Source organism: Arthrobacter sp. NPDC057259, assembly GCF_042668995.1.
In the GTDB taxonomy this organism is placed as follows: domain Bacteria; phylum Actinomycetota; class Actinomycetes; order Actinomycetales; family Micrococcaceae; genus Arthrobacter.
This window is the reverse complement of the sequence record NZ_JBHUYA010000006.1, coordinates 54,870-80,484: the sequence shown is the minus strand read 5'-3', so window position 1 is coordinate 80,484 and position 25,615 is coordinate 54,870. Positions and strand designations below refer to the sequence as shown.

Annotated in this window: 23 protein-coding genes; 18 read left to right on the top strand and 5 right to left on the bottom strand. The window is 71.0% G+C overall.

The features are described 5' to 3' along the window. Positions 1–73 precede the first annotated feature (73 nt). Genes ACFUCU_RS11195 through ACFUCU_RS11180 form a run of 4 tightly spaced genes read left to right on the top strand, consistent with a single transcriptional unit; the run spans position 74 to position 2,942 of the window. The gene (locus ACFUCU_RS11195; RefSeq protein WP_290256799.1) at positions 74–796 is read left to right on the top strand and encodes a CoA transferase subunit A; all 723 of its coding nucleotides are present in this window, start codon (positions 74–76) and stop codon (positions 794–796) included. Positions 797–830: 34 nt separating this feature from the next. Beyond that, positions 831–1,526: a CoA transferase subunit B gene (locus ACFUCU_RS11190; protein WP_364136316.1), complete on the top strand. Its 696-nt coding sequence runs from the start codon at positions 831–833 to the stop codon at positions 1,524–1,526. After that, positions 1,523–2,707, top strand: coding sequence for an acetyl-CoA acetyltransferase (locus ACFUCU_RS11185; RefSeq protein WP_377972631.1), 1,185 nt, complete (start codon positions 1,523–1,525; stop codon positions 2,705–2,707). The genes ACFUCU_RS11190 and ACFUCU_RS11185 overlap by 4 nt, the downstream gene beginning before the upstream one ends. Then, positions 2,694–2,942: a hypothetical protein gene (locus tag ACFUCU_RS11180; protein WP_377972630.1), complete on the top strand. Its 249-nt coding sequence runs from the start codon at positions 2,694–2,696 to the stop codon at positions 2,940–2,942. The genes ACFUCU_RS11185 and ACFUCU_RS11180 overlap by 14 nt, the downstream gene beginning before the upstream one ends. Positions 2,943–3,093: 151 nt before the next feature. Here ACFUCU_RS11180 and ACFUCU_RS11175 read toward each other — a convergent pair whose 3' ends face one another. The 3 genes from ACFUCU_RS11175 to ACFUCU_RS11165 all read right to left on the bottom strand — a co-directional run bounded on the left by ACFUCU_RS11175 (position 3,094) and on the right by ACFUCU_RS11165 (position 5,815). After that, the gene (locus tag ACFUCU_RS11175; protein WP_377972629.1) at positions 3,094–3,639 is read right to left on the bottom strand and encodes an NAD(P)H-dependent oxidoreductase; all 546 of its coding nucleotides are present in this window, start codon (positions 3,637–3,639) and stop codon (positions 3,094–3,096) included. Positions 3,640–3,731: 92 nt separating this feature from the next. After that, positions 3,732–4,592 carry a 3-hydroxyacyl-CoA dehydrogenase family protein gene (locus tag ACFUCU_RS11170; protein WP_377972627.1) on the bottom strand — a complete coding sequence of 287 codons (861 nt, stop codon included), beginning with the start codon at positions 4,590–4,592 and terminating at the stop codon, positions 3,732–3,734. Positions 4,593–4,603: 11 nt separating this feature from the next. Next, positions 4,604–5,815 (bottom strand): MFS transporter, encoded by a 1,212-nt coding sequence (locus ACFUCU_RS11165; RefSeq protein WP_377972625.1) that lies wholly within the window; start codon positions 5,813–5,815, stop codon positions 4,604–4,606. A gap of 94 nt (positions 5,816–5,909) precedes the next feature. On the opposite strand from ACFUCU_RS11165, the gene ACFUCU_RS11160 reads away from it, so the two are divergent. The 5 genes from ACFUCU_RS11160 (at position 5,910) to ACFUCU_RS11140 (ending at position 12,600) form a co-directional block, all read left to right on the top strand. After that, positions 5,910–6,482, top strand: a complete 573-nt coding sequence (locus ACFUCU_RS11160) for a TetR-like C-terminal domain-containing protein (RefSeq protein WP_377972623.1) — start codon at positions 5,910–5,912, stop codon at positions 6,480–6,482. Positions 6,483–6,521: 39 nt separating this feature from the next. Then, positions 6,522–7,577 carry a zinc-dependent alcohol dehydrogenase family protein gene (locus ACFUCU_RS11155; protein ID WP_377972622.1) on the top strand — a complete coding sequence of 352 codons (1,056 nt, stop codon included), beginning with the start codon at positions 6,522–6,524 and terminating at the stop codon, positions 7,575–7,577. 124 nt (positions 7,578–7,701) lie between these two features. After that, positions 7,702–10,494 (top strand): PEP/pyruvate-binding domain-containing protein, encoded by a 2,793-nt coding sequence (locus ACFUCU_RS11150; protein WP_377972620.1) that lies wholly within the window; start codon positions 7,702–7,704, stop codon positions 10,492–10,494. Positions 10,495–10,587: 93 nt separating this feature from the next. Next, on the top strand, positions 10,588–11,607 hold the full coding sequence (locus tag ACFUCU_RS11145; protein WP_377972618.1) for an alpha/beta hydrolase: 1,020 nt from the start codon (positions 10,588–10,590) through the stop codon (positions 11,605–11,607). A 45-nt stretch (positions 11,608–11,652) separates the two neighbouring features. Beyond that, on the top strand, positions 11,653–12,600 hold the full coding sequence (locus ACFUCU_RS11140) for an alpha/beta fold hydrolase (RefSeq protein ID WP_377972616.1): 948 nt from the start codon (positions 11,653–11,655) through the stop codon (positions 12,598–12,600). Here ACFUCU_RS11140 and ACFUCU_RS11135 read toward each other — a convergent pair. Continuing rightward, the gene (locus ACFUCU_RS11135) at positions 12,584–13,333 is read right to left on the bottom strand and encodes a glycosyltransferase family 2 protein (RefSeq protein WP_377972615.1); all 750 of its coding nucleotides are present in this window, start codon (positions 13,331–13,333) and stop codon (positions 12,584–12,586) included. The genes ACFUCU_RS11140 and ACFUCU_RS11135 overlap by 17 nt on opposite strands. A gap of 155 nt (positions 13,334–13,488) precedes the next feature. On the opposite strand from ACFUCU_RS11135, the gene ACFUCU_RS11130 reads away from it, so the two are divergent. Beyond that, complete coding sequence (locus ACFUCU_RS11130; protein WP_009357211.1) at positions 13,489–13,692, top strand: cold-shock protein; 204 nt, start codon at positions 13,489–13,491, stop codon at positions 13,690–13,692. 350 nt (positions 13,693–14,042) lie between these two features. Continuing rightward, complete coding sequence (locus ACFUCU_RS11125; RefSeq protein ID WP_290256814.1) at positions 14,043–14,648, top strand: PAS and ANTAR domain-containing protein; 606 nt, start codon at positions 14,043–14,045, stop codon at positions 14,646–14,648. Between the two features lie 48 nt (positions 14,649–14,696). Here ACFUCU_RS11125 and ACFUCU_RS11120 read toward each other — a convergent pair whose 3' ends face one another. Continuing rightward, entirely contained in the window at positions 14,697–16,673 is a 1,977-nt protein-coding gene (locus ACFUCU_RS11120) for an amino acid transporter (RefSeq protein WP_290256815.1), read from the bottom strand. Between the two features lie 386 nt (positions 16,674–17,059). On the opposite strand from ACFUCU_RS11120, the gene ACFUCU_RS11115 reads away from it, so the two are divergent. From ACFUCU_RS11115 to ACFUCU_RS11085, 7 genes are all read left to right on the top strand, one after another. Beyond that, positions 17,060–17,158, top strand: coding sequence for a potassium-transporting ATPase subunit F (locus tag ACFUCU_RS11115; protein ID WP_290256816.1), 99 nt, complete (start codon positions 17,060–17,062; stop codon positions 17,156–17,158). Between the two features lie 7 nt (positions 17,159–17,165). Beyond that, positions 17,166–18,833 carry a potassium-transporting ATPase subunit KdpA gene (gene kdpA, locus ACFUCU_RS11110; protein ID WP_364136290.1) on the top strand — a complete coding sequence of 556 codons (1,668 nt, stop codon included), beginning with the start codon at positions 17,166–17,168 and terminating at the stop codon, positions 18,831–18,833. After that, the gene (gene kdpB, locus ACFUCU_RS11105; protein WP_364136288.1) at positions 18,830–20,956 is read left to right on the top strand and encodes a potassium-transporting ATPase subunit KdpB; all 2,127 of its coding nucleotides are present in this window, start codon (positions 18,830–18,832) and stop codon (positions 20,954–20,956) included. Before kdpA ends, kdpB begins: the two co-directional genes overlap by 4 nt. Positions 20,957–20,965: 9 nt before the next feature. Continuing rightward, positions 20,966–21,595 carry a potassium-transporting ATPase subunit C gene (locus tag ACFUCU_RS11100; protein ID WP_364136286.1) on the top strand — a complete coding sequence of 210 codons (630 nt, stop codon included), beginning with the start codon at positions 20,966–20,968 and terminating at the stop codon, positions 21,593–21,595. 12 nt (positions 21,596–21,607) lie between these two features. Beyond that, positions 21,608–24,268, top strand: coding sequence for a DUF4118 domain-containing protein (locus tag ACFUCU_RS11095; protein ID WP_364136284.1), 2,661 nt, complete (start codon positions 21,608–21,610; stop codon positions 24,266–24,268). Beyond that, entirely contained in the window at positions 24,265–24,939 is a 675-nt protein-coding gene (locus tag ACFUCU_RS11090; protein ID WP_364136282.1) for a response regulator, read from the top strand. Before ACFUCU_RS11095 ends, ACFUCU_RS11090 begins: the two co-directional genes overlap by 4 nt. Before the next feature lie 65 nt (positions 24,940–25,004). Beyond that, positions 25,005–25,514 carry a MarR family transcriptional regulator gene (locus ACFUCU_RS11085; RefSeq protein WP_364136280.1) on the top strand — a complete coding sequence of 170 codons (510 nt, stop codon included), beginning with the start codon at positions 25,005–25,007 and terminating at the stop codon, positions 25,512–25,514. Positions 25,515–25,615: the final 101 nt, after the last annotated feature.

Below are 25,615 nucleotides of genomic sequence, written 5' to 3'. Positions count from 1 at the left end.
CAGTCCACAAAGTGGATGGCGGCTCCGGCCCCGTCGGCCCGCCAACAGCTCGAACGCTCAACGAGGAGATGCCATGTCCAAGCTCAGAACCAGCGCCGCCGCCGCCCTGCAGGATGTCCTGCGGGACGGCATGACGCTCGCCGTCGGCGGCTTCGGCCTCAGCGGCATCCCGGCGGACCTGATCGAGGCCGTGCGGGACTCCGGCGTCAAGGACCTCACGGTCGTCTCCAACAACATGGGCGTGGACGGCAAGGGCCTGGGCCTGCTGATCGAGGCCGGCCAGGTCCGCAAGGTCATCGCCTCCTACGTGGGTGAGAACAAGCTCTTCGCCGAGCAGTACCTGGCCGGCAAGCTGGAGGTCGAATTCACGCCGCAGGGCACGCTCGCGGAGCGGATGCGCGCCGGCGGCGCAGGCATCCCCGCCTTCTACACCAAGACCGGCGTCGGCACCTTGGTGGCCGAAGGCAAGCCCCTCGCGGAGTTCGACGGCGAAACGTACGTCCAGGAGCGCGCCATCAAGGCCGACGTCGCCCTGGTCCACGCGCACACCGCAGACACCGACGGCAACCTGATCTACCGCTACACAGCGCAGAATTTCAACCCCGTCGTCGCCACCGCCGGCGCCGTGACCATCGCCGAGGCCGAGGTGATCGTCGAACCCGGCCAGCTGGACCCGAACCACATCGTCACCCCCGGCGTCTTCGTCCAGCGGCTGGTCCAGGCCACCGACCGGGTCAAGGACATCGAACAGCGCACCGTCCGGCCCCGCGCCGAAGCCGCCCCGGCCGCGGTCTGATCCGCCCCACCGACACTTTTCCAGGAGACTCACCATGGCTTGGACCCGCAACGACATGGCCGCCATCGCGGCCGAAGAACTCAACGACGGCGATTACGTCAACCTCGGCATCGGCATCCCCACGCTCGTGGCCAACAACCTGCGCGAGGGCGTGCGGGTGGTGCTGCAGAGCGAGAACGGCCTGCTCGGCATGGGCCCGTTCCCCTACGAAGGTGACGAGGACGCGGACCTGATCAACGCCGGCAAGCAGACCGTCACGGTCCTGCCCGGCGGCAGCATCTTCGACTCCGCCACCTCCTTCGGCATGATCCGCGGCGGCCACGTCAAGGTCGCCATCCTCGGCGCCATGCAGGTCTCCGGCGCCGGCGACCTCGCCAACTGGACCATCCCCGGCAAGATGGTCAAGGGCATGGGCGGCGCCATGGACCTGGTGGCCGGCACCCCGCGCGTCGTCGTCCTCACAGAACACAACGCCAAGGACGGCACCGCCAAAATCGTCAAGGAATGCACCCTGCCGCTGACCGGCCTCAGCTGCGTGGACCGCATCATCAGCGACCTTGCCGTCTTCGACTTGGTAAAGAACGAAGACACCGGGAGCCGCCGGCTCACGCTCACGCGCCTCGCCCCCGGCGTCACGGTCGAGGAGATCCGCGGGAAGACCGAGGCGGAGTTCGACGTCGACCCCGCCCTGGAAGAGACCACGGACGCGCTCGAGGAGGCCCGGGCATGAGCCTGAAGGACCAGTTCGGCAAGGACGTCCTGCTCACCGGGTGGGGCCACAGCCGCTTCGGCAAGCTGACCGAGGAGACCCTCGAGTCCCTGATCGTGCAGGTCGCCACCGAGGCGATCGGCAACGCCGGGATCGAGCCGGGCCAGATCGACGAGGTCTACCTGGGCCAGTTCAACTCCGGCATGATGCCGCTGGCGTTCCCGTCCTCGCTGGCCCTGCAGGTCTCCGAGCAGCTCGCCAATGTGCCCTCCACCCGGGTGGAAAACGCCTGCGCCTCCGGTTCGGCCGCCTTCCAGCAGGGCACCAAGTCGCTGCTGGCCGGCACCGCCAAGACCGTCCTGGTGATCGGCGCGGAGAAGATGACGCAGGCCGGGGCCGACGTCGTGGGCGCCGCCCTGCTGGGCGCCGACTACGACATGGCCGGCAAGCCCTCCACCACCGGCTTCACCGGGCTCTTCGCCGAGGTCGCCAAGCACTACGAGAAGCGCTATGGCGCCGTTTCCGACGCCCTGGGCACCATCGCGGCGAAGAACCACCGCAACGGCGTCGACAACCCCTACGCCCAGCTCCGCAAGGACCTCGGCGAGAAGTTCTGCCGGACCGTGTCGGATAAGAACCCGATGGTCGCCGATCCGCTGCGCCGCACCGACTGCTCCCCCGTCTCCGACGGCGCCGCCGCCGTCGTCCTCTCCGTCGCCCCCACCGGCGGGGCCACCGCCCCGGTCCGGCTGGCCGGCTTCGGGCAGGCGAACGACTTCTTCCCCGCCGAGCGCCGGGACCCGACGGCGTTCGCCGCGACCCGCGCCTCCTGGCAGCGGGCCCTCGACATGGCCGGCGTCGGGTTGGAGGACCTTGACTTCGCCGAGGTGCACGACTGCTTCACCATCGCCGAGCTGCTGATGTACGAAGTGATGGGCCTGACCGAGCCGGGCCAGGGCGCCCGGGCGATCGAGGAAGGCTGGGTGTTCAAGGACGGCAAGTTCCCGGTCAACGTCTCCGGCGGCCTCAAGGCCAAGGGCCACCCGGTCGGCGCCACCGGCGTCTCCCAGCACGTCATCGCCGCGATGCAGCTCACCGGCACGGCCGGGGACATGCAGCTGGCGGCGCCGCGCCGGGCAGCGGTACAGAACATGGGCGGCGTCGGCATTGCGAACTATGTCAGCGTGCTTGAAGCCGTCTAAGCCGGCGCCCGCCGAACTGGTCTGGGCCACCAACTGGCTGGGCCTGCCGGCCGGGGCACCCGTGATGGTGCTCCGGCCCGGCGGCGTGCCGGTCCCCGCCACCGTGGAGCTCGCCACCCCGGACGGGAAGATCCTCTGGGTCCGCTACCGGTCCACGGGCGAGCGCACCATGCTTTTCAAGTCCGACGGCACCCAGATCTGGTGCGCGAACCCCGATTCCCCCGCCAACCATTGAGGCGGGAACCCCACAGGCTGGCGGTGGGGCACCGGACGATCACCCGGATCGTCAACCTATCGCAACGTTGCGGTGCCCACCCCATTTATAGGTCTCCGGCCGGAGCCGTGACGGCCATCCCCGCGCAGTCCCCCCACCCGGCCTAGAAAGGTCAGTTGGCGGCGGCGGGGACGGCGGAGAGGAGCTCCCGGTAGCGGGCGGCATGGTCCGCCACGTCCTCCCGGGTCGCCCGCGGCGCCCCGTGCAGGACCAGCGGTTCGGCCATCTCCAGCCCGCAAAGATGTGCGGTGGCCTCCAGCGGACGAAGCAACTCCGCCATGGTGAAGCGGTTGTGCCCCGTCGGCGTGTACGCAGCCTCGGGGCCGCCGGTGGAGATGACCAGCTGCAGGCGCTTGCCGTGCAGGGCGTCCCCGCCGGCACCGTAGGCGAAGCCGTAGGTGAGGACCTGGTCCATCCACTCCTTCAGGACTCCGGGGACGGAGTACCAGTGCCAGGGGAACTGCAGGACGATGGTGTCGTGCCGGCGCAGGAGTTCCTGCTCCGCGGCGGCGTCGACGCGCCGGTCCGGATAAACGGAGGCGATCTCCCGGACGGTCACGCCGTCGATGTCCCTGATCGCCGCGGCCAGCTGCGCGTTGATTCCGGATGTGGCCAGGTCGGGGTGGGCGACGACGACGAGGGTGCGGTGCGTGCTCATGGAGGGTGGGTGCTTCTCTCGGTAGACAAGTCTGTCTGTTACGACATCGAAGGTACCAGACAGACCTGTCCGTTCACAATCGAACAGGCGGCTCAGACGTAGTCGCTGTAGAAGCCGCGCCCGGACTTGATTCCGAGCCAACCCTTGCCGATGTACTCCTGCAGCAGCGGGGCGGACTTGTTCTCCATGCCGGCCAGCTCGCAGTAGTGGTTCTCGATGTCGAGCACCACATCCAGGCCCACCTGGTCCATGAAGCGGAACGGTGCCGTGTCCGCCTTGAAGACGTCCACGAATAGGGCATCCACGTCCTCCGGCTCGGCCACGCCTTCGGCCACCACCAGCAGTGCCTCGCGCTTGATCGCGGCCCAGACCCGGTTGAAGATGAAGCCGGTGCTTTCCTTCCGGACCAGGTGCGGCGCCAGCGCGTAAGCGGGCAGTTCGGTCATCAGCAGGTCCAGGACGGCCGGGTCGGTCCGGCCGCAGGACATCAGTTCCACCGAGCGGACGGCAGGCGGCATGTAGAAGTGCATGTTCAGGACTCGCTCCGGGCTGGCCACGCCGCCGATGAACTCCGAGGACGCGAACGACGACGAGTTGCTGGCCAGCAGGGCATCCGCCGGGGCCAGCCGGTCCAGGTCGGCGAAGATCCCGCGCTTGAGCTCGAGCTTTTCGGGCACCGCCTCGACCACGAGCCAGGCGTTGTCCAGGGCTGCGGCGAGATCGTCGCCGGAGGTGATCCGGCCGGCCGGCGCGGCGCCGTGCTCGGCCGCGACGGCGGGGCGCTCGGCCTCGATGAAGTCGACGGCGGCCCGGCCCACAGCCGGGTTGAGGTCGAAGATGCGCACGTCGGCGCCGCGCAGCGACAGCATCAGGGCCACGCGGCGGCCCAGGGTGCCGCCGCCGATGACGGTGATGGGCCGGACGGCGGTGTCGGCGGGGAGGGTGAAGGTCATGGCGTTTCCTTTCAGGACGCTGCCGGGGAACCGGCAGCGAGGGTGGGACGGTGGGCGGGGTTTCTCCGGAGGGTGCGGAACAGAGCCGGAATGGCGGCGAGCACCAGGGCAGCGCCGTAGATCAGTGTGGTCCCCTTCATGCCGGCCACGGCCACCAGCAGCCCGGCGGCCACGGCGGGGACGCTGAAGCCGAGATAGCAGATCAGGTAGATGCTGGAGAGCATGCCCACCCGCTCGTGCGGACCGCAGAGCGGCAGGGTCATCCGCATCGCGCCGAAGTACCCGCCGCCGAAGCCGACGCCGGCCACGACGGTGCCCGCGAAGTACAGCGGCGCGGATCCGAGCTGGACGGCCAGCACGGTCAGGGAGATGCCGGTGATCAGGGAGACGACGCCTGTCAGCAGCGTGGTCCGGTCCGAGCGGCGGCGGACCACCAGGATGGCCAGGGCGCCGGGAACGAAGAGGGCAAACAGGGCCAGGCCGCCCACCAGCACCGAGTTATCCCGGGTAATGGCGTGCGCCAAGGCCGGGCCCAGCGAGAGGTAGAACCCGGCCAGGGCCCAGGTGGCCGCGGCCACCGGCATGGTGGCGGCCATGGTTTTCCGGGCGGAGCCGGGGATCCGGGCCTCGGGCATCAAGGACCGCAGCCAGCCCGGGGCCACCTGCCCGGCGCTCGGCAGCCGGAGCAGCGCCACACCAAGGACCAACAGGAGCGCGGCAAGGAAGAAGTAGACGGTCTTGGTGGGCTCGGGGAGGAACCTGACCACGGAGGCGGACCCGAGCGCGCCAATGGAGAGCCCGATCGGCGAGGCGGCGCTGTTGACCAGGGACCCGCGGCCGCGGCGCTTCGGGCCTTCGAACGCCAGCAGCGCGGCGCCCGCGGCACCCATCGCGGCACCGGTCGCCACGCCCTGGAGTGCCCGGGCGGCCAGCAGCACCTCCGGCCCCGGAGCGAAGGCGAAGGTCATCATCGCGCCGATCTGCAGCGCCACCGCCCCCAGGAGCACCGGCCGGGTACCGAGGTGATTGGCCAGCGAGCCGACCACCAGCAGGGTCAGCAGCACGGCCACGGCGTAGACGGCGAAAATCACCGTGACCGCCGCGGAGCCGAGGCCCCACTCGCGGGCGTAGAACTCGTACAACGGCGACGGCGCCGACGAGGCGCCGATGAAAACCGTCAAGAGCGCCGCGTGAAGCCAGAACGCGGTACCGGTGTTCTTCACAACTCATCCTGCCTACTCGAAACAACCAAACGCACAATCTGTGCATTAAGAGGCTATACCCGCTAAAGCGGATAATTTGCCTTAGGCTGGTGTGATGATGACGACAGCGACCCCCCGCCCCGGCGGCCGGAGCGCCCGCGTCCAGCAGGCCGTGCACCAGGCCGTGCGCACCCTGCTGGCGGAGAACGACGGCGACCGGACCGCGCTGTCGGTCCCGCTGGTGGCGGACCGGGCCGGCGTGAACTCCTCCACCATCTACCGCCGCTGGGGGGACCTCCCCCGGCTGCTCGCCGCCGTCGCCTCCAACCAAATGCTCCCCGAGCAGGTGGAGGACACCGGTTCGCTCCGCGGCGACATGGAGGCCTGGTTCATCCCGTACGTGGAGGAGTTCTCCTCCGAACTGGGCCGGCAGGTGCTGTTGGACATGCTGGCCGACGGTGCGGTCACCCGGGACTACTTCGCCCTGATGCAGGGCCACGTCGAGGAGCTGCGCAGGCTGGCCCGGGCGCGCGGGGAGACGGCACCGGACGCCCGCGAGATCGTCGACGCCGTCGTCGCCCCGGTGATCTACCGGATCCTGTTCAACCACGAATCCGCCGCGGAGCTGGACGTCCGGACCCGGATCGGGCGTCTCCTCGACGGACCACGGACCGCTGGCCGGGACTAAAATCGGTCCATCCCCATCACACCCAGAGCAAGGAATCCCATGCGCGCCACCATCATCCACGGTCCGGGCGATATCCGGGTCGAAGACCGCGACTACCCCACCGTCCAGCAGCCCACCGACGCCGTCGTCAAGGTCACGGCAGCCTGCGTCTGCGGCTCCGACCTCTGGCCCTACCGTGGCGTGAAGCCCACCCACAAGCCCTCCGCGATCGGCCACGAGTTCATCGGCACCATCGAGAGCCTGGGCGACGAGGTCACCGGCCTCGCCGTGGGCGACCTGGTCATTGCGCCGTTCGTGATCAGCTGCGGCGAGTGCCCGCAGTGCCGCAACGGAGTGACCGTCGCCTGCGACCGGCTGGCCGGCTGGGGCGGCACCGACGACGCCGGCCACCCGGTCGACGGCGGTCAGGGCCAGGCCGTCCGCGTCCCGCTGGCCTCCTCCACACTGGTCAAGGTCCCCGGCATCACCGAACCCGACGACGCCCTCCGCGCCAGCCTGCTCACCCTCTCCGACGTCATGGCCACCGGACACCACGCCGCCCTCGCGGCGCAGGCCGGCCCCGGCCGGACCGTCGTGGTGGTGGGCGACGGCGCCGTCGGCCTCTGCGGCGTGCTGGCCGCCAAACGGCTGGGTGCCGAGCGCATCATCGCAATGTCCCGGCACGCTGACCGGCAGGCGATCGCCCGCGAATTCGGCGCCACGGACATCGTGGCCGAGCGCGGGGACGAGGGCATCGCCAAGGTGCGCGAACTCCTGGGCGGCGTCCTGGCGGACTCCGTGCTCGAATGCGTCGGCACCAAGGAATCGATGGACCAGGCGCTGCGCAGCGTCCGTCCCGGCGGCGCCATGGGCTTCGTCGGCGTCCCCACCGGGGGCGCCGAAATCCCGGTCCGCTACCTGTTCGACACCAACATCACCATCGGCGGCGGCATGGCCCCCGCACGCACCTACATCCCGGAACTGCTGGAGGACGTGCTCAACGGCAGGATCAATCCGGGCCGGGTGTTCGACGCCGTCATGCCACTGGAGGAGGCACCGGAGGCCTACCGCGCCATGGACGAACGCCGCGCCATTAAGGTGCTCCTCACCCCGTAACATCCCGATCCGCGGCGGGGGCCGACCGGCCCTTGCCGCACCGGAACGGCCGGGGCTAGCGTGTGCCCACGGGCAGCCCGCCCGAACCCCCGCCCGCATTGCCCTCCCGTATCCAGGAGCCGTCATGGCCTCACCGTCCGCGCCCGGACCTGCCCCGGAGCCGCACGCACCCGGGGGATACGTCCTGGACCTGGCGGAGGCGGCCACCGCACCGCTGTCACGGGTGGGCGGCAAGGCCCTGAACCTGGGGCGGATGGTGGCCGCGGGCCTGCCGGTGCCCCGCGGTTTCTGCCTCACCACGGACGCCTACCGCCTGGCTGCCCCGCCGGAGCTGGCCGACCTGGCGGCCGCGCTCGACGCCGGAATCCCACGGGCCGGACGTGAGGGCGGAACCGAATCCGGGCACACCCCTGCGGCGCAGGCGGCTCGGGCCCGGGACCTGGTCGGCGCCGCCCCGATCCCTACCGCCGTCGAGTCCGCGGTCCGCGCCGCCTACGCGGGCCTTGGGCCGGACACGCCCGTGGCGGTGCGGTCCTCCGCCACCGCCGAGGACCTTCCCTTCGCCAGCTTCGCCGGCCAGCAGGACTCCTTTACCGGAATCGTCGGCGCGGACGCCGTGCTGGAAGCGGTCCGCCGCTGCTGGGCCTCCCTCTGGACCGACCGTGCCGTCGCCTACCGCACCGCGAACGGCATCAGCCATACCGGGGTGGGGCTCGCCGTCGTCGTCCAGGCCATGGTGGAGGCGTCCACGGCGGGGGTCATGTTCACAGCGAACCCGGTCACCGGGACCCGCACCGAAATGCTGGTCAACGCCAGCCCTGGCGCCGGGCAGGCGGTGGTTTCCGGCGCCGTAAACCCGGACCAGTTCACCGTGCGGACGGCGACGGCGGAGGTGCTGAACCGGGTGGCGGGCGACGACGACCCGGACCGGGGCTGGAGCTTGGACGATGCCGGACTCGCCGAACTGACCCGGCTGGGCGCGTCCGTCCAGAGGCTCTTCGGTTCGCCCCAGGACGTGGAATGGGTGGTCGACGCCGCCGGCAGGACCTGGCTGACGCAGTCCCGGCCGATCACCACGCTGTACCCGCTGGAGGACCCGATGACCGGCGAGCCGCTGCCGGTTCCGCCGGGGGGACAAACCCGGGTCTACCTCTGCGGGACGCTGCTCCAGGGCCTGACCCGGCCCATCACCCCGATGGGCCTGACCGCGCTGGAACTGCTCCGGAACCAGCAGGGACTCTGGCGCTATGTGAATCCCGGCCTGCGGATGTTCGTGGACCTGACGCCCCTGACCCGGAGCCGGTGGGGGCGCCGCTACCTGACCCGGGTGCTGCCGCTGGCCGACAGCCGGTCCGCGGCGCTCGTCCCCGGCCTGCTCGCCGACCCGCGATTCGCCGCCGGGGAGGGCCCTTCCGCGGGTACTGACCTGGGCCGCGTTGCCCGGCGCCTCCTGCCCGGACGCGGCCGCGCCGACCATCCCCGTATGGACCGGGCCGCCCCGGCAGAGATCCCGGCCCCGGGAGTGGGACCAACTCCGGCAGAACGCCCCGCCCGGGTCGGCACCAGCCTGGGCATGCTGGCGGACCAACTCCCCCGGCTGGCCCGTGCCATCCTGGATCCCCGGGGCGAGCTGCGCCGCACCGACGCCTACGCCCGCCGGCTCGACGCCGTGCTGCAGCTGCCGGGCCCGGCGACGGCAGAGGAGCGCCTGCACTTCGCGGAAAACCTGGGACTGCGCACCACTGGGGGGCTGCTCAAGGCCACCCTGCCCGGGTTCTCCGCCGGCTACCTGATGCTGGCCGTAGCCCGCCGGCTGCTGCGCGGAATCGCCCCGCCGCGGGAGCTCGAGGCGGTGCTGCGCGGGTTGCCGCACAACGTGACCACCGAGATGGACCTGGAACTCTGGCGGCTGGCCGTCACACTCCGGGACGATCCCGAGTCCCGGGACGCCTTCCTGGCCACCGGGCCGGCCACCCTCGCCGCCAGGTACCGCGCCGGCACGCTGCCGGACACGGCCCAGTCCGCCGTCCGGGATTTCCTGGCCCGCTACGGGCACCGCGCCGTGGCCGAGATCGACCTCGGCATGCCGCGCTGGGCCGAGGAGCCCGACCACATCCTCGGCGTGATCTCGAACTACCTGCGCCTGGACGATCCGGACCAGGCGCCGGACCGGCAGTTCGGCCTGGCCGCCGCCCACGCGGAAGAACGGATCCGGAGCCTGGTGGACCGCGCCGCCGCCCACGGGCGCTGGCGGGCCCGGCTGCTGGGGCTGGCCCTTCGCGAGGTCCGGGAACTCGCCGGCCTGCGCGAACTGCCCAAGTTCCACATCGTCCGGATCCTGGCCGAGGTGCACCGCCAGCTGTTGCTGGTGGGCGAGGACCTGGTGCGCCGCGGCGCGGTGGCCGCCCCGGCGGACGTGTTCTTCCTGGACTTCGGCGAGCTGCGGACGGGCCTGCGCGGGGCCCGGCTGCAGGAGACGGTGGCCGCCCGCCGCCGCCTGTACGACGTCGAACTCCGGCGCCGCCACATCCCCCGCCTGCTGCTCTCCGACGGCACGGACGTGGAGGCGGCCGCCCTGGCCGCGGCGCCGCCGTCGGGCGCCCTGGCCGGCACCCCCGCGTCCGCCGGCTCCGCCACGGGAACGGTCAGGGTGGTCCTGGACCCGGTGGGCGCCCGACTGGAACCCGGGGAAATCCTGGTGGCGCCGTCGACGGACCCGGGCTGGACGCCGCTGTTCCTCACCGCCGGGGCGCTGGTGATGGAGATGGGCGGGGTGATCTCCCACGGGGCGGTGGTGGCCCGCGAATACGGCATTCCCGCGGTGGTGGGCGTCCCGGACGCCACCACCCGGCTGCGGACCGGGCAGCTGGTGACGGTCGACGGCGCCGCGGGCACCGTCCGGGTAGTGCCGGACTGAGGCTGCGGCCGCCGTCGGCGGGGCGGCCGTCTTCGGGGCGACGGGGCCGGGCACCCAGCGGTTCTAGCACGGGCGTGCCAGTAGAATGGAGGCATGACTTCGGCGGCTGCCTCCCGGCCCCGGTCGGGCCACGGAGCGTTCGGCCTCGCCCGGCGCGCGCGGCGTGTCCTGCGCCGCGTCCCGGTCTGGGCCTGGCGGGCCCTGATGGGGATCGTCGGCCCCGGCGAGAGGGCACGGTTCAACGCGGACCCGGTGACCGGCGTCGACTACTTCCATGACGTCGACTTCGCCGGCGACGGACTCCTTGCGCACCAGCTGGACGTGATCACCCCCGCCGGGATGGCCGGTACGGCGGGATCAGCGGGCACCGGCCTCCCCGTCTACGTCTACTTCCACGGCGGCGGCTGGACCTCCGGGGATAAGGCGGCGCTGACTAAATACTGCGCAAGCCAGGCCGTCGCCGGCATGGTGGTGGTCAACGTGAACTACCGCCACGCACCGCGCTTCCACATGGGCCACGTCCTGCAGGATGCCAACGCCGCACTGGCCTGGGTGCGGGCCGCTATTTCCGGGTACGGCGGGGACCCGGACCGGATTGTGTTGGGCGGCGACTCCGCCGGCGGCCAGATCGCCGCGCTGCTGACGGCGTCGACGTTCCACACCGACCTGGCGGAGCACTACGGCCTGGAACCCGCGGCGCCCGCCGCGAGCCTGCGGGGGCTCGTGCAGCACTGCAGCGTGGTGGACTTCTCCGTGTTTTTCGAGCGCGGCTTCGTCCTCAGCCTTGCGTTCGTGAGGATGCTGCTCCCCCGCAGCGCCGGCCCGGGCGCAGAGTCGCTGCGGCGGGCGGCCCGCCACCTGTCCCCCATCGAATGGCTGGATTCGCGGCACCCGCCCGTGTTCCTGACCACCTCGGAGCGCGACTTTTTCTACACCGCCAACCTGAACTTCCTCGACCGGCTTCGGCAGCACCGGGTCCCGGCGGATGCGCTGGTCTACGGATGGGAGGCCGCCAACGCCGAGCACACCTGGCAGCAGGACGCCCGCCTCCCCGAGTCCCAGGAGGTCTACCGCCGGCTGCACGCCTTCGTGGCGCGGGTGGCCGGAACCTAGCAGCGGTTCAGCCGGCCGGGCCGGGCTGGGGGCTATCGTTGACCCATGGCGAGAACCGGCCGCCGGATCCCCGGCGTTCCCGAACCGGACCCGGGGGCGTTTGGCTCCGGGCTGGTTGACGAGGCCGCCCGCCTGGACGCCGCGCAACCCGACGTCGACTGGTCCGTCCCGCCGCCCGGCGCGGTCCGCGGGGTCTTCGAGGCGCCAAGTGGAACCCTGGCCACCCTGGCCATGGGCAACCCGGATGCTCCACGGGTGCTGCTGATCCCGGGCGCCACCGGGTCCAAGGAAGACTTTGCCCTGATGCTTCCCCAGCTCGCCGAGGCCGGCTATTACGCGCTCAGCTGTGACATCGCCGGCCAGTACGAGTCCGCCGGGGCCGGCCCGGAACACCTCGTACCGCCGCGCAAACACTACGACTACGCCCTCTTCACCGACGACCTGCTCGCCCTGCTGGAGTCCGGCGGGGGGCCGGCCCACGTCGTCGGGTATTCCTTTGCCGCGATTGTCGCGCAGCTGGCCTTCGAGCGGCGGCCGGAGCTGTTCCGCACGCTGACGCTGCTCAGTTGCCCGCCGGATCCGGGGAACAGCTTCCGCGGGGTGCAGCGGATCGGCCGGTTCAGCGGGCTGGCCAGCCCCCGGGTGGGGGCGGCACTGATGATCTGGGGCATCCGCAGCAACGTGGTCAAGGTGGCCCCGAACCGGATCCGCTTTGTCCGCTCCCGGTTCCGGCTCACCCGGCGGCAGTCGGTCCGGGATATCTTCGGCCTGATGCAGCACGCCCCGGACCTACGGCCGGTCCTGGCGGCGGCCACGCTGCCCAAGCTGGTGGCCGTCGGGGAGCACGATCTCTGGCCGCTGGCCCTGCACCGCCGGTTCGCCCAGGCGATCGGCGCGAAGATCGCCGTCTATCGCGGCGGTCACAGCCCCAGCGAGACCTCCCCGCACCAGATGAGCCGGGACCTGCTCGCTCTCTTCAGTTCGGCCGGGTGAGCCCCCGCCGGTAGTCGCGCCGCCGCCGTCGTCGGGCCAGCGGCGGGTCCGCCGCGAATTCGACGGCGAACGTCGTCCACGCCATCGCCAGACGCCGCCCCACCGCCCCGGCGCTCTCGAACGGCCGGGCGGAAACCCCCACCCGCAGGGTCGGTTCCCAGATCACCTCCACCTGGGGCGGGAGCTGGTAGGAGATGTCGAGATCGTCATGCACCGCCGGCAGGCCGCGGTGCACCGTGTCCCGGATCAGCGCCCACGCCGCCGAATGCATCGCGAAGTTGGAGCCGAAGAGCGGCGGGTGTCCCAGGAGCAGCCCCACCACGCGGTGGTACCCGGCGATCCAGATGCTCCGGCCCGCCCACCGGGCCAGCGCCGTGCCGCCGTAGAAGTCGCCCGGGCCGCTGACGGCGGCGGGCGGGGCGGCCCCGGCGAGGAGGGTTTCGACCCGCTCCAGCCAGTTAGCCGGCGGGATTGAGTCGGTATCCAGGCGGGCGATGATGTCCGTGTCCGCGGCGTCAAAACCGAGGGCCGTGGCGGCCGCGATACCCGCGACGTCGGCGGAGATCCGGTGCACCCCGGCGGCGGCGCAGACGGCGTCGGTCCCGTCAGTGCTGCCGTTGTCCACCACGATTACTGCGTCCGGACGGCGGCTCTGGCGGGAGAGGGCGGCGAGGCACACGGCCAGCGGCTCGGCGTCGTTGCGGGTGGGGATCACCACCGTGATGGTTGCCATGGTGGGCAGACTATAGCCTCGGGCCGGGCAGAACTGCCCCGCGTGGCTCTTGCACCCTGGCCCCCCGCCCCGTACGTTGGGGACAGCGGACGAATGTCTCCGCAGCCGTTGGCCTTGCGTGGCCGCCGGAGATCAGCATTTCAGAAGGATAAAGCATGGCTACTGGCACAGTTAAATGGTTCAACGCCGAAAAGGGTTTTGGCTTCATTGCCCCGGATGACGGGTCCGCTGACGTTTTCGCCCACTACTCGGCAATCGCCACCAGCGGCTACCGCTCGCTGGACGAGAACCAGAAGGTCGAGTTCGACGTCACCCAGGGCCCCAAGGGCCCGCAGGCCGAGAACATTCGCCCGCTCTAAGCTTTCGGGAAAGCCCGGCCAGCCGGACTGCTTCTCCTAGAAAACACAAGCCCCTTCGGAACTCCCGGAGGGGCTTTGTTTTGCCCATCCGGCCGTTTGGATCGGACGGACGGTGCCGCACCCGCCTAAGCTCGGGCTCCACGAGCGGGTGGGATTCCGCAAGGTGGGCCGCAACGGCGGCTCGGACACCCTCCTGCTGGAACTCCCCCGGGACTCCGCCGCCGGGTAACAGATCCGGCGATCCGGCTTAGGCACTCCATGCTTTCCACTGAGCGTGGCGGACGGATATTCTTGTCTTTTCAGGCCCTGGCGCGGTGACGCCGGGCGCAGCACGTCGATCGGCCCCGCCCATGTCTGTGAACCACAACCATCGCGGACCCCTTTCGGGCGGGGACGCCCAGGATGGATTCCTGGACTGCCCCACCGGATTGGTGGAGCACTACTTCGCCGACGGGATCTTCCGCTGGTCCGACGGCCTCTACCGGATCTACGGCTACGAGCGGGGCGAGGTGGTCCCCTCGATGGAGATGGTGATGCCCCACATCGAGCCCGAAGATCGGCCCCGTGTGCTGGCGTACTGGGAACGGGTGGCCTCGCGCGGCGGTCCGTCCTCCCTCTACCTCTCGATCCGGGACAAGAAGAACCGGCAGCACAAGCTGCTGTACTCCGCGGATTACATTATGGACGGGAACGTCCCCGTCGGTGTCTGGGGTGTGGTGGTGGATCTAACCAAGTCGATCCACACGGACCGGCATCGGCTCGCCAACGAATCGGTCGCCGCAGCGTCCCGCACCCGGGCCGTCATCGAACAGGCCAAGGGCATCCTGATGGGCCGCACCGGCGTCAGCGCCGAGGACGCGTTCGAGCTGATGAGCAAGTTGAGCTCGGAGACGAACCGAAAGGTCGCGGTGCTCGCCAAGGACATCGTCGCCGGCGCCACCGACGTGCAGCGCTAACACCCCGGCCGGGAGGCGCCAGCCAACCGGCCCCGCAAACCCGGCGAACTACCCCACGTGCACCCAGGGCCGCCGGGTCACGTCCGGCTCGGCCTCCCGCAGCACCTCACGGGTCACCGGGGCGATCTCGCCCTCGCCGAACGCCAGGAAGCGGAGCAGGTTGGTGACCGGGTTGCCCTCGGTCCAGCGGAAGTAGATGTGCGGCATCAGCCCGGTCACGTCGCGGATGTGCAGCAGCACCGAGGCGATCGTGTTCGGCACCACCGGCCCGTGCACCTCCAGGATCCGGTACCCGTGGCGGGTGATGCCCTTGACCTCGAGTTCGGTTTCGAAATCCGAGGAGTCGTCCACCACCACCTCGAGGAACACGGCCTGGTAATCCAGCGGCAGGTGGCTGACCTCGATCGCGGATTCCAGCTTCTCCCTGTACGCCTCAGGGCTGAGCCGCAGCGGTTCGTGCGCCACGATGCTCAGCGGGCCGTCCAGTTCGGCGGACAGGAACTCCAGCGCCTGCCGGTCCAGGTGGACGTGGGTGGCGTGCAGTTCGAACGACCGCCGAGCCCGGGACAGCAGCGAGATGACGATGATCCCGAGGATGAAGATCGACGCGATCCGGATGCCCTCGGGGCGTTCGACGACGTTCGCCACCGTGGTGTACACGAAGACCACGGCGATCACGCCGAAGCCCACCGTGCGCTTGCGCTGCCGCTTCCGGCGGGCGGACAGAGTGACGGCGATCGCCGCGGAGGTCATCAGCACCAGCACGCCGGTGGCGTACGCGCCGCCCTGCGCGTCGACGTCGGCGTCGAAAATCCAGGTGATCAGGAAGCCCACCAGGGTGAAGACGAGCACCAGCGGACGCACCGCACGGGCCCAACCGGGGGCCATGCCGTAGCGGGGCAGGTAGCGGGGCACCAGGTTCAGCAGCCCGGCCATCGCGGACGCCCCGGCGAACCAGAGGATGGCAATGGTGGAGATGTCGTAGACGGTGCCGAAGCCGATGCCGAGCTGTTCGTGGGCGAGGAACGCCAGGGCGCGGCCGTTGGCCTGTCCGCCGGGCTGGAACTCGTTTTCCGGGATCAGCACCACGGTGGTGAAGCTGCTGATAATCAGGAACGTGCTCATGATCAGGGCCGCGGTGGTCAGCAGCTTCCGGGCGCCCTGGATCCGGCCGGCCGGGTTCTCCTCGGTGTCGTCCGGGTGGCCCTGGATCTGCGGCATCACCGCGACGCCGGTCTCGAAGCCGGAGAGGCCGAGGGCCAGCTTGGGGAAGACCAGCAGCGCGAAGCCGACGGCCAGCAGCGGATTCCCGTGCGATGTGGCGATCGCCGCCCACCAGTTGCCGACGGCCAGCGGGTGCGTCAGCACCTCCCAGAGTGAGACGCCGACGACGACGACGTTCAGGGCCAGGTAGACCCCGACAATCGCGACGGCGACGCCGATCGCCTCCTTGAAGCCGCGGAGGAAGACGGCGGCCAGCAGGGCCAGGAGGAACAGGGTGATGGCGACGTTCTGGCCCTGCATCCAGCCCGGGCTGATGGGGTTCTCCACCAGGTGGGCGGTGGCGTCCGCGGCGGAGAGGGTCATGGTGATCATGAAGTCCGTCGCGGCGAAGCCGAGCAGCACCAGCACGAAGAGCTTGCCGCCCCAGCGCGGCATCAGCCGCTCCAGCATGGCGATCGATCCCTCGCCGCGGTGGCTCTCGCCGGCCACCCGGCGGTAGACCGGGAGCGCGCCGAACAGGGTGATGGCCACCAGGACCAGGGTGGCCAGCGGCGAGATGACGCCGGCGGCGAGCGCGGCGATGGCCGGCTGGTAGCCCAGGGTGGAGAAGTAGTCGACGCCGGTCAGGCACATCACCTGCCACCAGGTGTGCTTCTTTTCCTCCGCGGCCCGCACGCCGTGCGGACCTTGGTGGGCGCCCTTGCTGTCCTGCAGCCCCACCAGGAGCCACTTCCGGAGTGCTGTGCTGCGGGCCGGCCGGGGTGCCGAGGGGTCGGCCGGGGGCCTGCTCAGGGTGGTCATGGGGTGCCTTTCCTCGCGGCACGCCGCGGCGCACCGCATTGCGATCACCCGCAAACGTAGCACCGGGCCGGGCCCGGAACCGGCCAAATCCGCGGATCTTGACGAATCCTTGACGCACCCTCCGTGCCGGCCGGGGACCCACGCGTCAAGGATCCGTCAAGATCCGGCCCGCCCCCATCAAGGAACCGTTAGCACCTGCCGCGGAGCCCCGGCGAAGGTCTTCACTGGTCTCAGGCCCCGCAGACGGGGCGCAGATGAAAGGAACCTGTGATGGCCGACGCGGCTGTGATCGGAATCCTCATGGTCTCCATGGGGTTCGTGATGTGGGTCGGGCAACGCCTGGCCCGGATGCTCGGCGACGACGCCGGGCGGACGGAAGGTGGACGGTGAACGCCGAGGCCGTGATGTGGGTGGTCCTGTTCCTGGCCGGACTGGGCCTGACGGGCTACCTCCTGGCCGTCCTGATCAACCCCGAGAAGTGGTGACCGCCCAATGACCTTCAACACTCTCTCCTTCTTGCTCCAGGCCGGCGCCCTGCTGGTGGCGCTGGCCGCGGTGCACAAGCCGCTGGGGCTCTACCTGGCCCGGGTGGTCGCAGGCACCCGCACCGCCCGCGCCGAGCGCCTCCTCTACCGGCTGACCGGCGTCGACGCCGGCACGGAGCAGACCTGGCCGGTGTACCTGCGCGGCGTGCTGGCCTTCTCCGCCGTCTCGATCCTGCTGGTCTTCGCGCTACAGCGGCTCCAGGGCGTCATCCCGGGCACCGGACCGCTGACCGGCGTGGACCCCTGGGTGGCCATGAACACGGCCATTTCCTTCGTGACCAACACCAACTGGCAGGCGTACGCCCCGGAGGCCACGGTGGGCATCTTCGTGCAGATGGGCTTGCTGGCGGTGCAGAATTTCCTCTCCGCCGCCGTCGGCATCGTGGTCGCCGTCGCCCTCATCCGCGGCCTGGTGCGGGTGCGCACCGACCGGCTGGGCAACTTCTGGGTGGACCTGACCCGCGTGACCTACAGGGTGCTGCTGCCCCTGGCGTTCGTTTCCGCCGTCCTGCTGGTGCTGGGCGGGGTGGTGCAGAATTTCTGGTCCACCGACGTCGCCAACCAGGCCATGGGCGTGAACCAGACCATCCCCGGCGGCCCGGTCGCCTCGCAGGAGGCCATCAAGGTCCTTGGCACCAACGGCGGCGGCTACTTCAACGCCAACTCCGCCCACCCCTTCGAGAACCCCAACGCCGCGGTCAGCCTGTTCCAGGTCTTCCTGCTGCTGCTCATCCCCTCCGCGCTGCCGTACACCTTCGGCCGGCTGGTGGGCGACCGGCGGCAGGGCTTCACCGTTGCCGCGGTCATGGGCACGCTCTGGCTGGCCTCCACCCTGCTGACCGGCTGGGCGGTGTCCTCCGCGCAGGGCACGGCGACGGCGGCGGCCGGCGGGCTCGGGGAGGGCTTCGAACAGCGCTTCGGCCCGGTACCGGCCGCGCTGTACGCCGCGTCCACCACCCTGACCTCCACCGGCGCGGTCAACGCCGCCCACGACTCGCTGCCGCCCCTGGCCGGCGGGATGACGATGATCAACATGATGCTGGGCGAGGTGGCCCCCGGCGGCACCGGTTCGGGGCTGTACGGGCTGCTGATCCTCTCGATCATCGCCGTGTTCATCGCCGGCCTGATGGTGGGCCGCACCCCCGAATACCTGGGCAAGAAGATCGGCCCCACCGAGATGAAGCTCGCGGCCCTGTACATCCTGGTCACCCCCACCCTGGTCCTGGCCCTCGCCGGGGTGACCGTGCTGCTGCCCGACGCCGTCGCCAACGCCCCGGCCACCGGACCGCACCAGTTCAGCGAGGTCCTGTACGCCTTCACCTCCGGGGCGAACAACAACGGCTCCGCGTTCGGCGGCATCACCAGCTCCGGGCCCCTGCTCTCCACCCTCCTGGGCCTCGCCATGCTCCTGGGCCGGTTCCTGCCGATCGTCCTGGTCCTTGCCCTGGCCGGTTCCCTGGCCCGGCAGGGCAAGATCCCGGTCTCCGCCGGCACCCTCCCCACCCACGGCCCCCTGTTCGCGGTGCTGCTGCTGGGCGTGACGGTTATCCTCACCGCCCTCAGCTACTTCCCCGCCCTCGCCCTGGGCCCCCTCGCAGAAGGATTGATCCGATGACCCCGTCCCCCGCGGACACCTCCAGCCGGACCTACGCCGACGGCAACCCCCTCGGCACCCCCGGCGAACACAAGCACCACACCAAGACCCCGGCCAAGCTGACCCTGGCCACCGTGGCCGCCGCCCTGCCGCTGGCGGTGCGCAAGCTCGCCCCCCGCCAGATGGTCCACTCCCCGGTGATGTTCACCGTGCTGGTGGGCGCCGCACTGTGCACCGTCATCTGCGTGCTGAAACCCTCCGTCTTCGGCATCGCGGTCACCGCGTGGCTATGGCTGACCGTCCTGTTCGGCACCCTGTCCGAGTCGATCGCCGAGGGCCGCGGCAAGGCCCAGGCGGACAGCCTGCGCGCCAGCCGACAGGGCGTGGAGGCCACGCTGCGGCTGCCCGACGGCGGCACCCGCCGCGTCCCGGGCACGGATCTGTCGCTCAACGACGTGATCATCTGCGAGGCAGGGGACGTGATCGCTTCCGACGGCGAGATCATCGAGGGCGTCGCCAGCGTCGACGAATCGACCATCACCGGCGAATCTGCCCCCGTCATCCGCGAATCCGGCGGCGACCGGTCCTCGGTGACCGGCGGCACCCGGGTGCTCTCGGACCGGATCGTCATCCGGATCACCGCAGAGGCCGGCCAAACCTTCGTGGACCGGATGATCAAACTCGTGGAGGGCGCCGTCCGGCAGAAGACCCCCAACGAGATCGCCCTGCACGTGCTGCTGGTGTCCCTGACCATCGTCTTCCTGATCGTCACCATGGCGCTGGCCCCGTTTGCCGCCCTCGCCGGTGCCACCCCGTCCCCGATCGTCCTCGTGGCGCTGCTGGTCTGCCTCATCCCCACCACCATCGGGGCACTGGTGCCCGCCATCGGCATCGCCGGCATGGACCGGCTGGTCCAGCACAACGTCCTGGCCACCTCCGGCCGGGCCGTGGAAACGGCCGGGGACATCACCACCCTGCTGCTGGATAAGACCGGCACCATCACCTACGGAAACCGCCGCGCGGTGGAATTCCACCCCGCGGACGGGGTGGGCATGGACCGGCTGATCGAGGCGGCCCGGCTCTGCAGCCTGGCCGACGAGACCCCGGAGGGCCGGTCCGTCGTGGACCTGGCCGCCGAACGCGGCGTCGCCGGGGCGGACCTGGCCGCCCTGGAAGCCGGGAGCCGGGACGTCGCCGTCGTCCCGTTCAGCGCCGCGACCAGGATGTCCGGGCTGGACCTGGACGGGCGGATGATCCGCAAGGGCGCCGCCTCCACCGTGGGCACCTTCGTCGAGGAACATGGCGGCCGCACCGGCGCGGGGGTGGATGCCCGGGTGCGGGAGATCGCCGCGCACGGCGGCACCCCGCTGCTGGTGGCCGAGGTGGCCGCCGACGGACGCCCCGAGGTGCTCGGCTGCGTCCACCTGGCCGACGTCGTGAAGCCCGGCATGCACGCCCGCTTCGCCGAGCTGCGCCAGATGGGCATCCGCACGGTCATGATCACCGGCGACAACCCCATCACGGCCAAGGCGATCGCCGCCGAAGCCGGCGTGGACGACTTCCTGGCCGAGGCCACCCCGGAGGACAAGCTCGCCGTCATCAAAAAGGAACAGTCCGCCGGCCGGCTGGTGGCCATGACCGGGGACGGCACCAACGACGCCCCGGCTCTGGCCGCCGCGGACGTCGGCGTCGCGATGAACTCCGGGACCCCGGCGGCCAAGGACGCCGCCAACATGGTGGACCTGGACTCGGACCCCACCAAGCTGATCAACATCGTGGGCATCGGCAAGCAGCTGCTGATCACCCGGGGCGCGCTGACCACCTTCTCGGTGGCCAACGACGTCGCCAAGTACTTTGCGATCGTCCCGGCACTGTTTGCGGCCACATTCCCGGGCCTGGGCCTGCTGAACATCATGGGCCTGACGACGCCGGCCTCCGCGATCCTCTCGGCGGTGATCTTCAACGCCCTGATCATCATCGCCCTGGTCCCGCTGGCGCTGCGCGGCGTGAAGTACCGCGCCGTCACCGCCAACCGGGCGCTGTCCCGAAACCTGCTGATCTACGGCCTCGGCGGCCTGGTAGCACCCTTCATCGGCATCAAGATCATCGACCTCGTGATCTCCCTCATCCCCGGAATCGGCTAGGAACACCCCATGACCACCATCTTCGGATACCTCCGGCAGGCCGGCACCGCCCTGCGCTTTCTCGTCGCCGCCACCCTGGTGCTCGGCTTCGCCTACCCCCTTGCCGTGTTCGGCGCCGGGCAGCTGATCGCCCCCGACCAGGCCAACGGCTCCATCCTCCGGGACAGCGCCGGGCGCCCGGCGGCCTCGGCCCTGATCGCGCAGGCCTCCGCCGGCGACGGCGGGGCCCAGGACCCGCGCTGGTTCCATGCCCGGCCCTCAACGGTGGCGTGGGACCCGGCGTCATCCTCGGCCAGCAACCTCGGTCCGAACGACGCTAAACTGCTGGACTCCGTGCAGCAGGGCCGCGCCGCGGTGGCGGCGGCGGAGCATGTCTCCGTGGACCAGGTCCCGGCCGACGCCGTCACCGCCTCGGCCTCGGGCCTGGACCCGGACATTTCCCCGGCCTACGCGAAGCTCCAGGTGGCCCGGGTTGCCGCCGCGCAGGGGCTGGACCCGGCCGCCGTTGAGGAGCTGGTCCGCGGAAACACCCGCGGCGGGGTCACGGCGTTCCTCGGCCAGCCCTCGGTCAATGTCACCGCCCTGAACCTGGCCGTCGCGGATGCTGCCGCGGCGGCGCAGCCGGGCCGAACCAAGTGAGAGAATGACGGCATGGCACGAGGAACGCTGCGGATCTTCCTGGGGGCCGCGCCCGGCGTCGGGAAAACCTACGAGATGCTCGAAGAGGCCCACCGGCTGGCGCAGCGCGGCATCGACGTCGTCGTAGCCTTCGCCATGGACCACGGCCGCAGCGAGACCCGTGCCCTGCTGGACGGCCTGGAAATCGTGCCGCCGCGCCGCCTCCCCTACCGCGGCACCGAGTTCGAGGAAATGGACCTGGACGCGGTCCTGGCCCGCGCCCCGGAAACCGCGATCGTGGACGAGTACGCCCACTCCAACATCCCCGGCAGCCGCAACCCGAAGCGCTGGCAGGACGTCGACGCGCTGCTGGAGGCCGGCATCGACGTCCTCTCCACCGTCAACATCCAGCACCTGGCCTCGCTCGGGGACGTCGTCAGCGCCATCACCGACGTCCGCCAGGCCGAGACGGTGCCCGACGACGTCGTCCGCCGCGCGGACCAGATCCACCTCGTGGACATCTCTCCGGAGCTGCTGCGGCAGCGGCTGGGCGACGGCAAGATCTACGCCCCGGAGAAGATCGACGCGGCGCTCTCGAACTACTTCCGGGTGGGCAACCTGACCGCGCTGCGGGAACTGGCGCTGCTCTGGCTCGCGGACCGGGTGGACGAGGGGCTGGCCAAATACCGGGCCGAACAGGGCATCGAGGAGAGCTGGCCGGCCCGGGAACGGATCGTCGTGGGACTGACCGGCGGCCCAGAGGGCGAGGTACTGATCCGCCGCGGCGCCCGGATCCTCAACCGGGTCAACGGCGGGGACCTGCTGGCCGTGCACGTCCGGGTGGCCGACGGCGTCGCCAGCGAATCCCCGCAGGCCCTCGAGGCGCAGCGGCACCTGATCCAGGACCTGGGCGGCAGCTACCACACGGTCGCCGGGGAGGACCCGGCCGCGGCGCTGCTGGACTTCGCCCGCAGCGTCAATGCCACCCAGATCGTCGTAGGGATCTCCCGGCGCCGGAAGATCGACTCCCTCGCCGGCTGGCTGCTGGGCGGCGGCGTCGGCACCCGGGTGGTCCGCGACTCCGGCGACATCGACGTTCACATGGTCTCCCACCCGCTGGTGGGCCGCGGCGCCCGCCCGGTCCGGCCCCGGGACCTGGGCCGGATCCGGGTGCTGGTGGGCTTCGCCTTGGCGCTGCTGCTGCCGCCGGCGGTCCAGGCGCTGCTGGTGCTCGACCCGGAGCGGAACGTCGCCACCGTCATGCTGGTCCAGCTCAGCGGCTCCGTGGCCGTCGCCTTGGTGGGCGGCCTGTGGCCGGCGATCCTCGCCGCCGTGCTCAGCAGCCTGCTGGTCAACTACTTCTCCACCCCGCCGGTGGGCACCCTGACCATCAGCGACTCGCAGAACCTGCTGGCGCTGCTGGTGTTCGTCGGGGTCTCCGCCGCGGTCGCCGTCGTCGTCGACGTCTCCGCCCGCCGCTCCAAGGAGGCCGCCCGGGCCCGCGCCGAGGCCACCACCCTGGGCGACCTGGCCCGCAACGCCGCCGGTTCGGAGGACACGCTCGCGGCCCTGCTGGAGCAGGCTCTCAGCGTCTTCCAGGTCCGCGCCGCGGCGCTCTACGTCCGGCCCGCACCCGCGGAGGGCGGCGGAAGCTCGGGCGAGTGGGAGCTGATCGCGACGGCCGGATCGCCGGGAAGCGCCGAGACGGCCGACGGAGGTGCGGCCGGCGACAACGTCGAGGAAGTCGGCTCCGGTGCCCGGCTGGTGCTCTACGGCAGGGTGCTCCCGGCGAGCGACCGGCGGCTGCTGGCCGCGTTCGGCGTCCACCTCGAGGCGCAGCTGGAACGCCAGCAGCTGGTGGCCAGCCGGCGGCAGATGCTGCGCCTGGCCGAGAGCAACACCATCCGCACCTCCATCCTGCGCGCCGTCTCCCACGACCTGCGCACGCCTTTGGCCGGCATCAAGCTGGCCGTCGGCGGCCTCCGCCACGACGCGGACCGCTACCGCCCCGAGGAAAGGGAAGAACTGCTGGCCACCATCGAGGAATGCTCGGACCGCCTGGACGCCCTGGTGGGGAACCTGCTGGACATGTCCCGGATCAGCGCCGACGCCGCCCACCCCCTGCTCCGCCCGGTCCGCTGGTTCGACGTCATTCCCGGGGCGCTGCGCGCCGTTCCGCCGGGCCGGGTCCGGGTGGAGCTGCCGCCGAACATGCCCGAGGTCGACGCCGACCCCGGCATGCTGGAGCGTGTGGTGGCAAACGTCGTCGAGAACGCCGTGAAATACGCGCCGGAGGCGGACATCGTCCTGGTCGGCGCCGGCGGCGGACTGAGCCCGGTGGCCCTGGGCGGCCGGCCCGCCGGGGAGCTGCGGATCATCGACCACGGCCACGGCGTCCCGGCCGAACGCGTGCTGGAGATGTTCCGGCCCTTCCAACGGCTCGACGACGCCCCGCAGGCCACCGGAATCGGCCTGGGCCTGGCCGTGGCGAAGGGCTTCACCGACGCGATGGGCGGCAGCCTTACCGCCGAACCGACCCCCGGCGGCGGCCTGACCATGGTGATCCGGCTGCCGCTCTCTACCGGCGCCCCCTTCGAGCCCGGCCACCGGCAGGCCCCGCTGGAACCGCAGTCCACCCTGGACCACCGGGCACACCGCCTGCCCGCCGCCCCGAACCGGACGGAGGCCGGATGACCGCCGTCCTCGTCGTCGACGACGACCCGCACCTGCTCCGGGCACTGCGCATCACGCTGCAGGCGCACGGCTACGACGTCACCACCGCCGCGGACGGGCACTCCGCCCTACTGGCCGCCACCCAGCACCCGTTGGCGCTGGTGATCCTGGACCTGGGCCTGCCGGACCTGGACGGTACCGAGGTCCTCCGCGAGCTCCGCACCTGGAGCCAGGCGCCGGTGCTGGTACTCTCGGCCCGGCACGGCTCCGAGGACAAGGTGGAGGCGCTCGACGCCGGCGCGGACGACTACATCACCAAGCCGTTCGGGCTGGACGAGCTGCTGGCCCGGCTCCGCGCCCTGCTGCGCCGCACCGCCGACGTCGATGTCCAGCCGGTGGTCGCCACCGAGACGTTCACCGTGGACCTCGGCAAGCACCGGGTCACCCGCGGCGGGGAGGACATCCGCCTGACCCCCACCGAGTGGAAGATGCTGGAGGTGCTGGTCCGGAACCCGGAGAAGCTGATCCCGCAGCAGCAGCTGCTCTCCGAGGTCTGGGGCCCGGCGTACGCGAAGGAGACCAATTACCTACGGGTCTATATGGCGCAGCTGCGGCGCAAGCTTGAGGCGGACCCTGCCGCCCCGCGGCACCTGCTTACGGAGGCGGGGATCGGCTACCGGTTCGTGCCGTAGGCACCGGACCGGGTGATACGTTTAGGGCCTACGCATGCTTGCCAGTGCGCTACCAAGGGATTCCGATGGATACGCACGACGCAGGCCCCAGTTCCGTTCCCGTACCCGCTGGTGACACGGGTCCCCGCGCACTCAGCGTTCTCGAGGCACTGAGGGAGTACCGGGTTGCCGAGGCCGCCATGCAGCGCCGGACCCGCCCGACCAGGGACATGAACGAATCGGATCTCCTTGCCCTCCGGCATCTTCTGGACGCCGAGGCGGACGGCGCCCAGGTGCGGCAGAAGGACCTCGCCGTTCGCCTGGGAATGAGTTCCGCCGCCGCTACCTCGCTGGTGGACCGCCTCGTCAGGTCCGGGCACATCACCCGCGAACCGGATCCGGCCGATCGCCGGGCGGTCAACCTCCTGCCGATGCCTTCCGCCAGGGTTGTCGTCCGGGAAGCCCTGGGAAACATCCACCCGCTCCTGATCCGTGCCGCGGCGGAGCTGACCCAGCAGGAAGCCGAGACGGTCAAGCGGTTCCTGACGCGGATGCGCGAAGCCGCCGACGCCGTCGCTCCTCCCCTGCGGGGATAGCCGCTACCAGGCCAAACCCTGTAGCTGCACCGGCGGGGGTCGGGATGCCCATCCCGGCCCGGGCTGCGCGGCGAGGCCAACGACCATGCCGGGATGGTCGT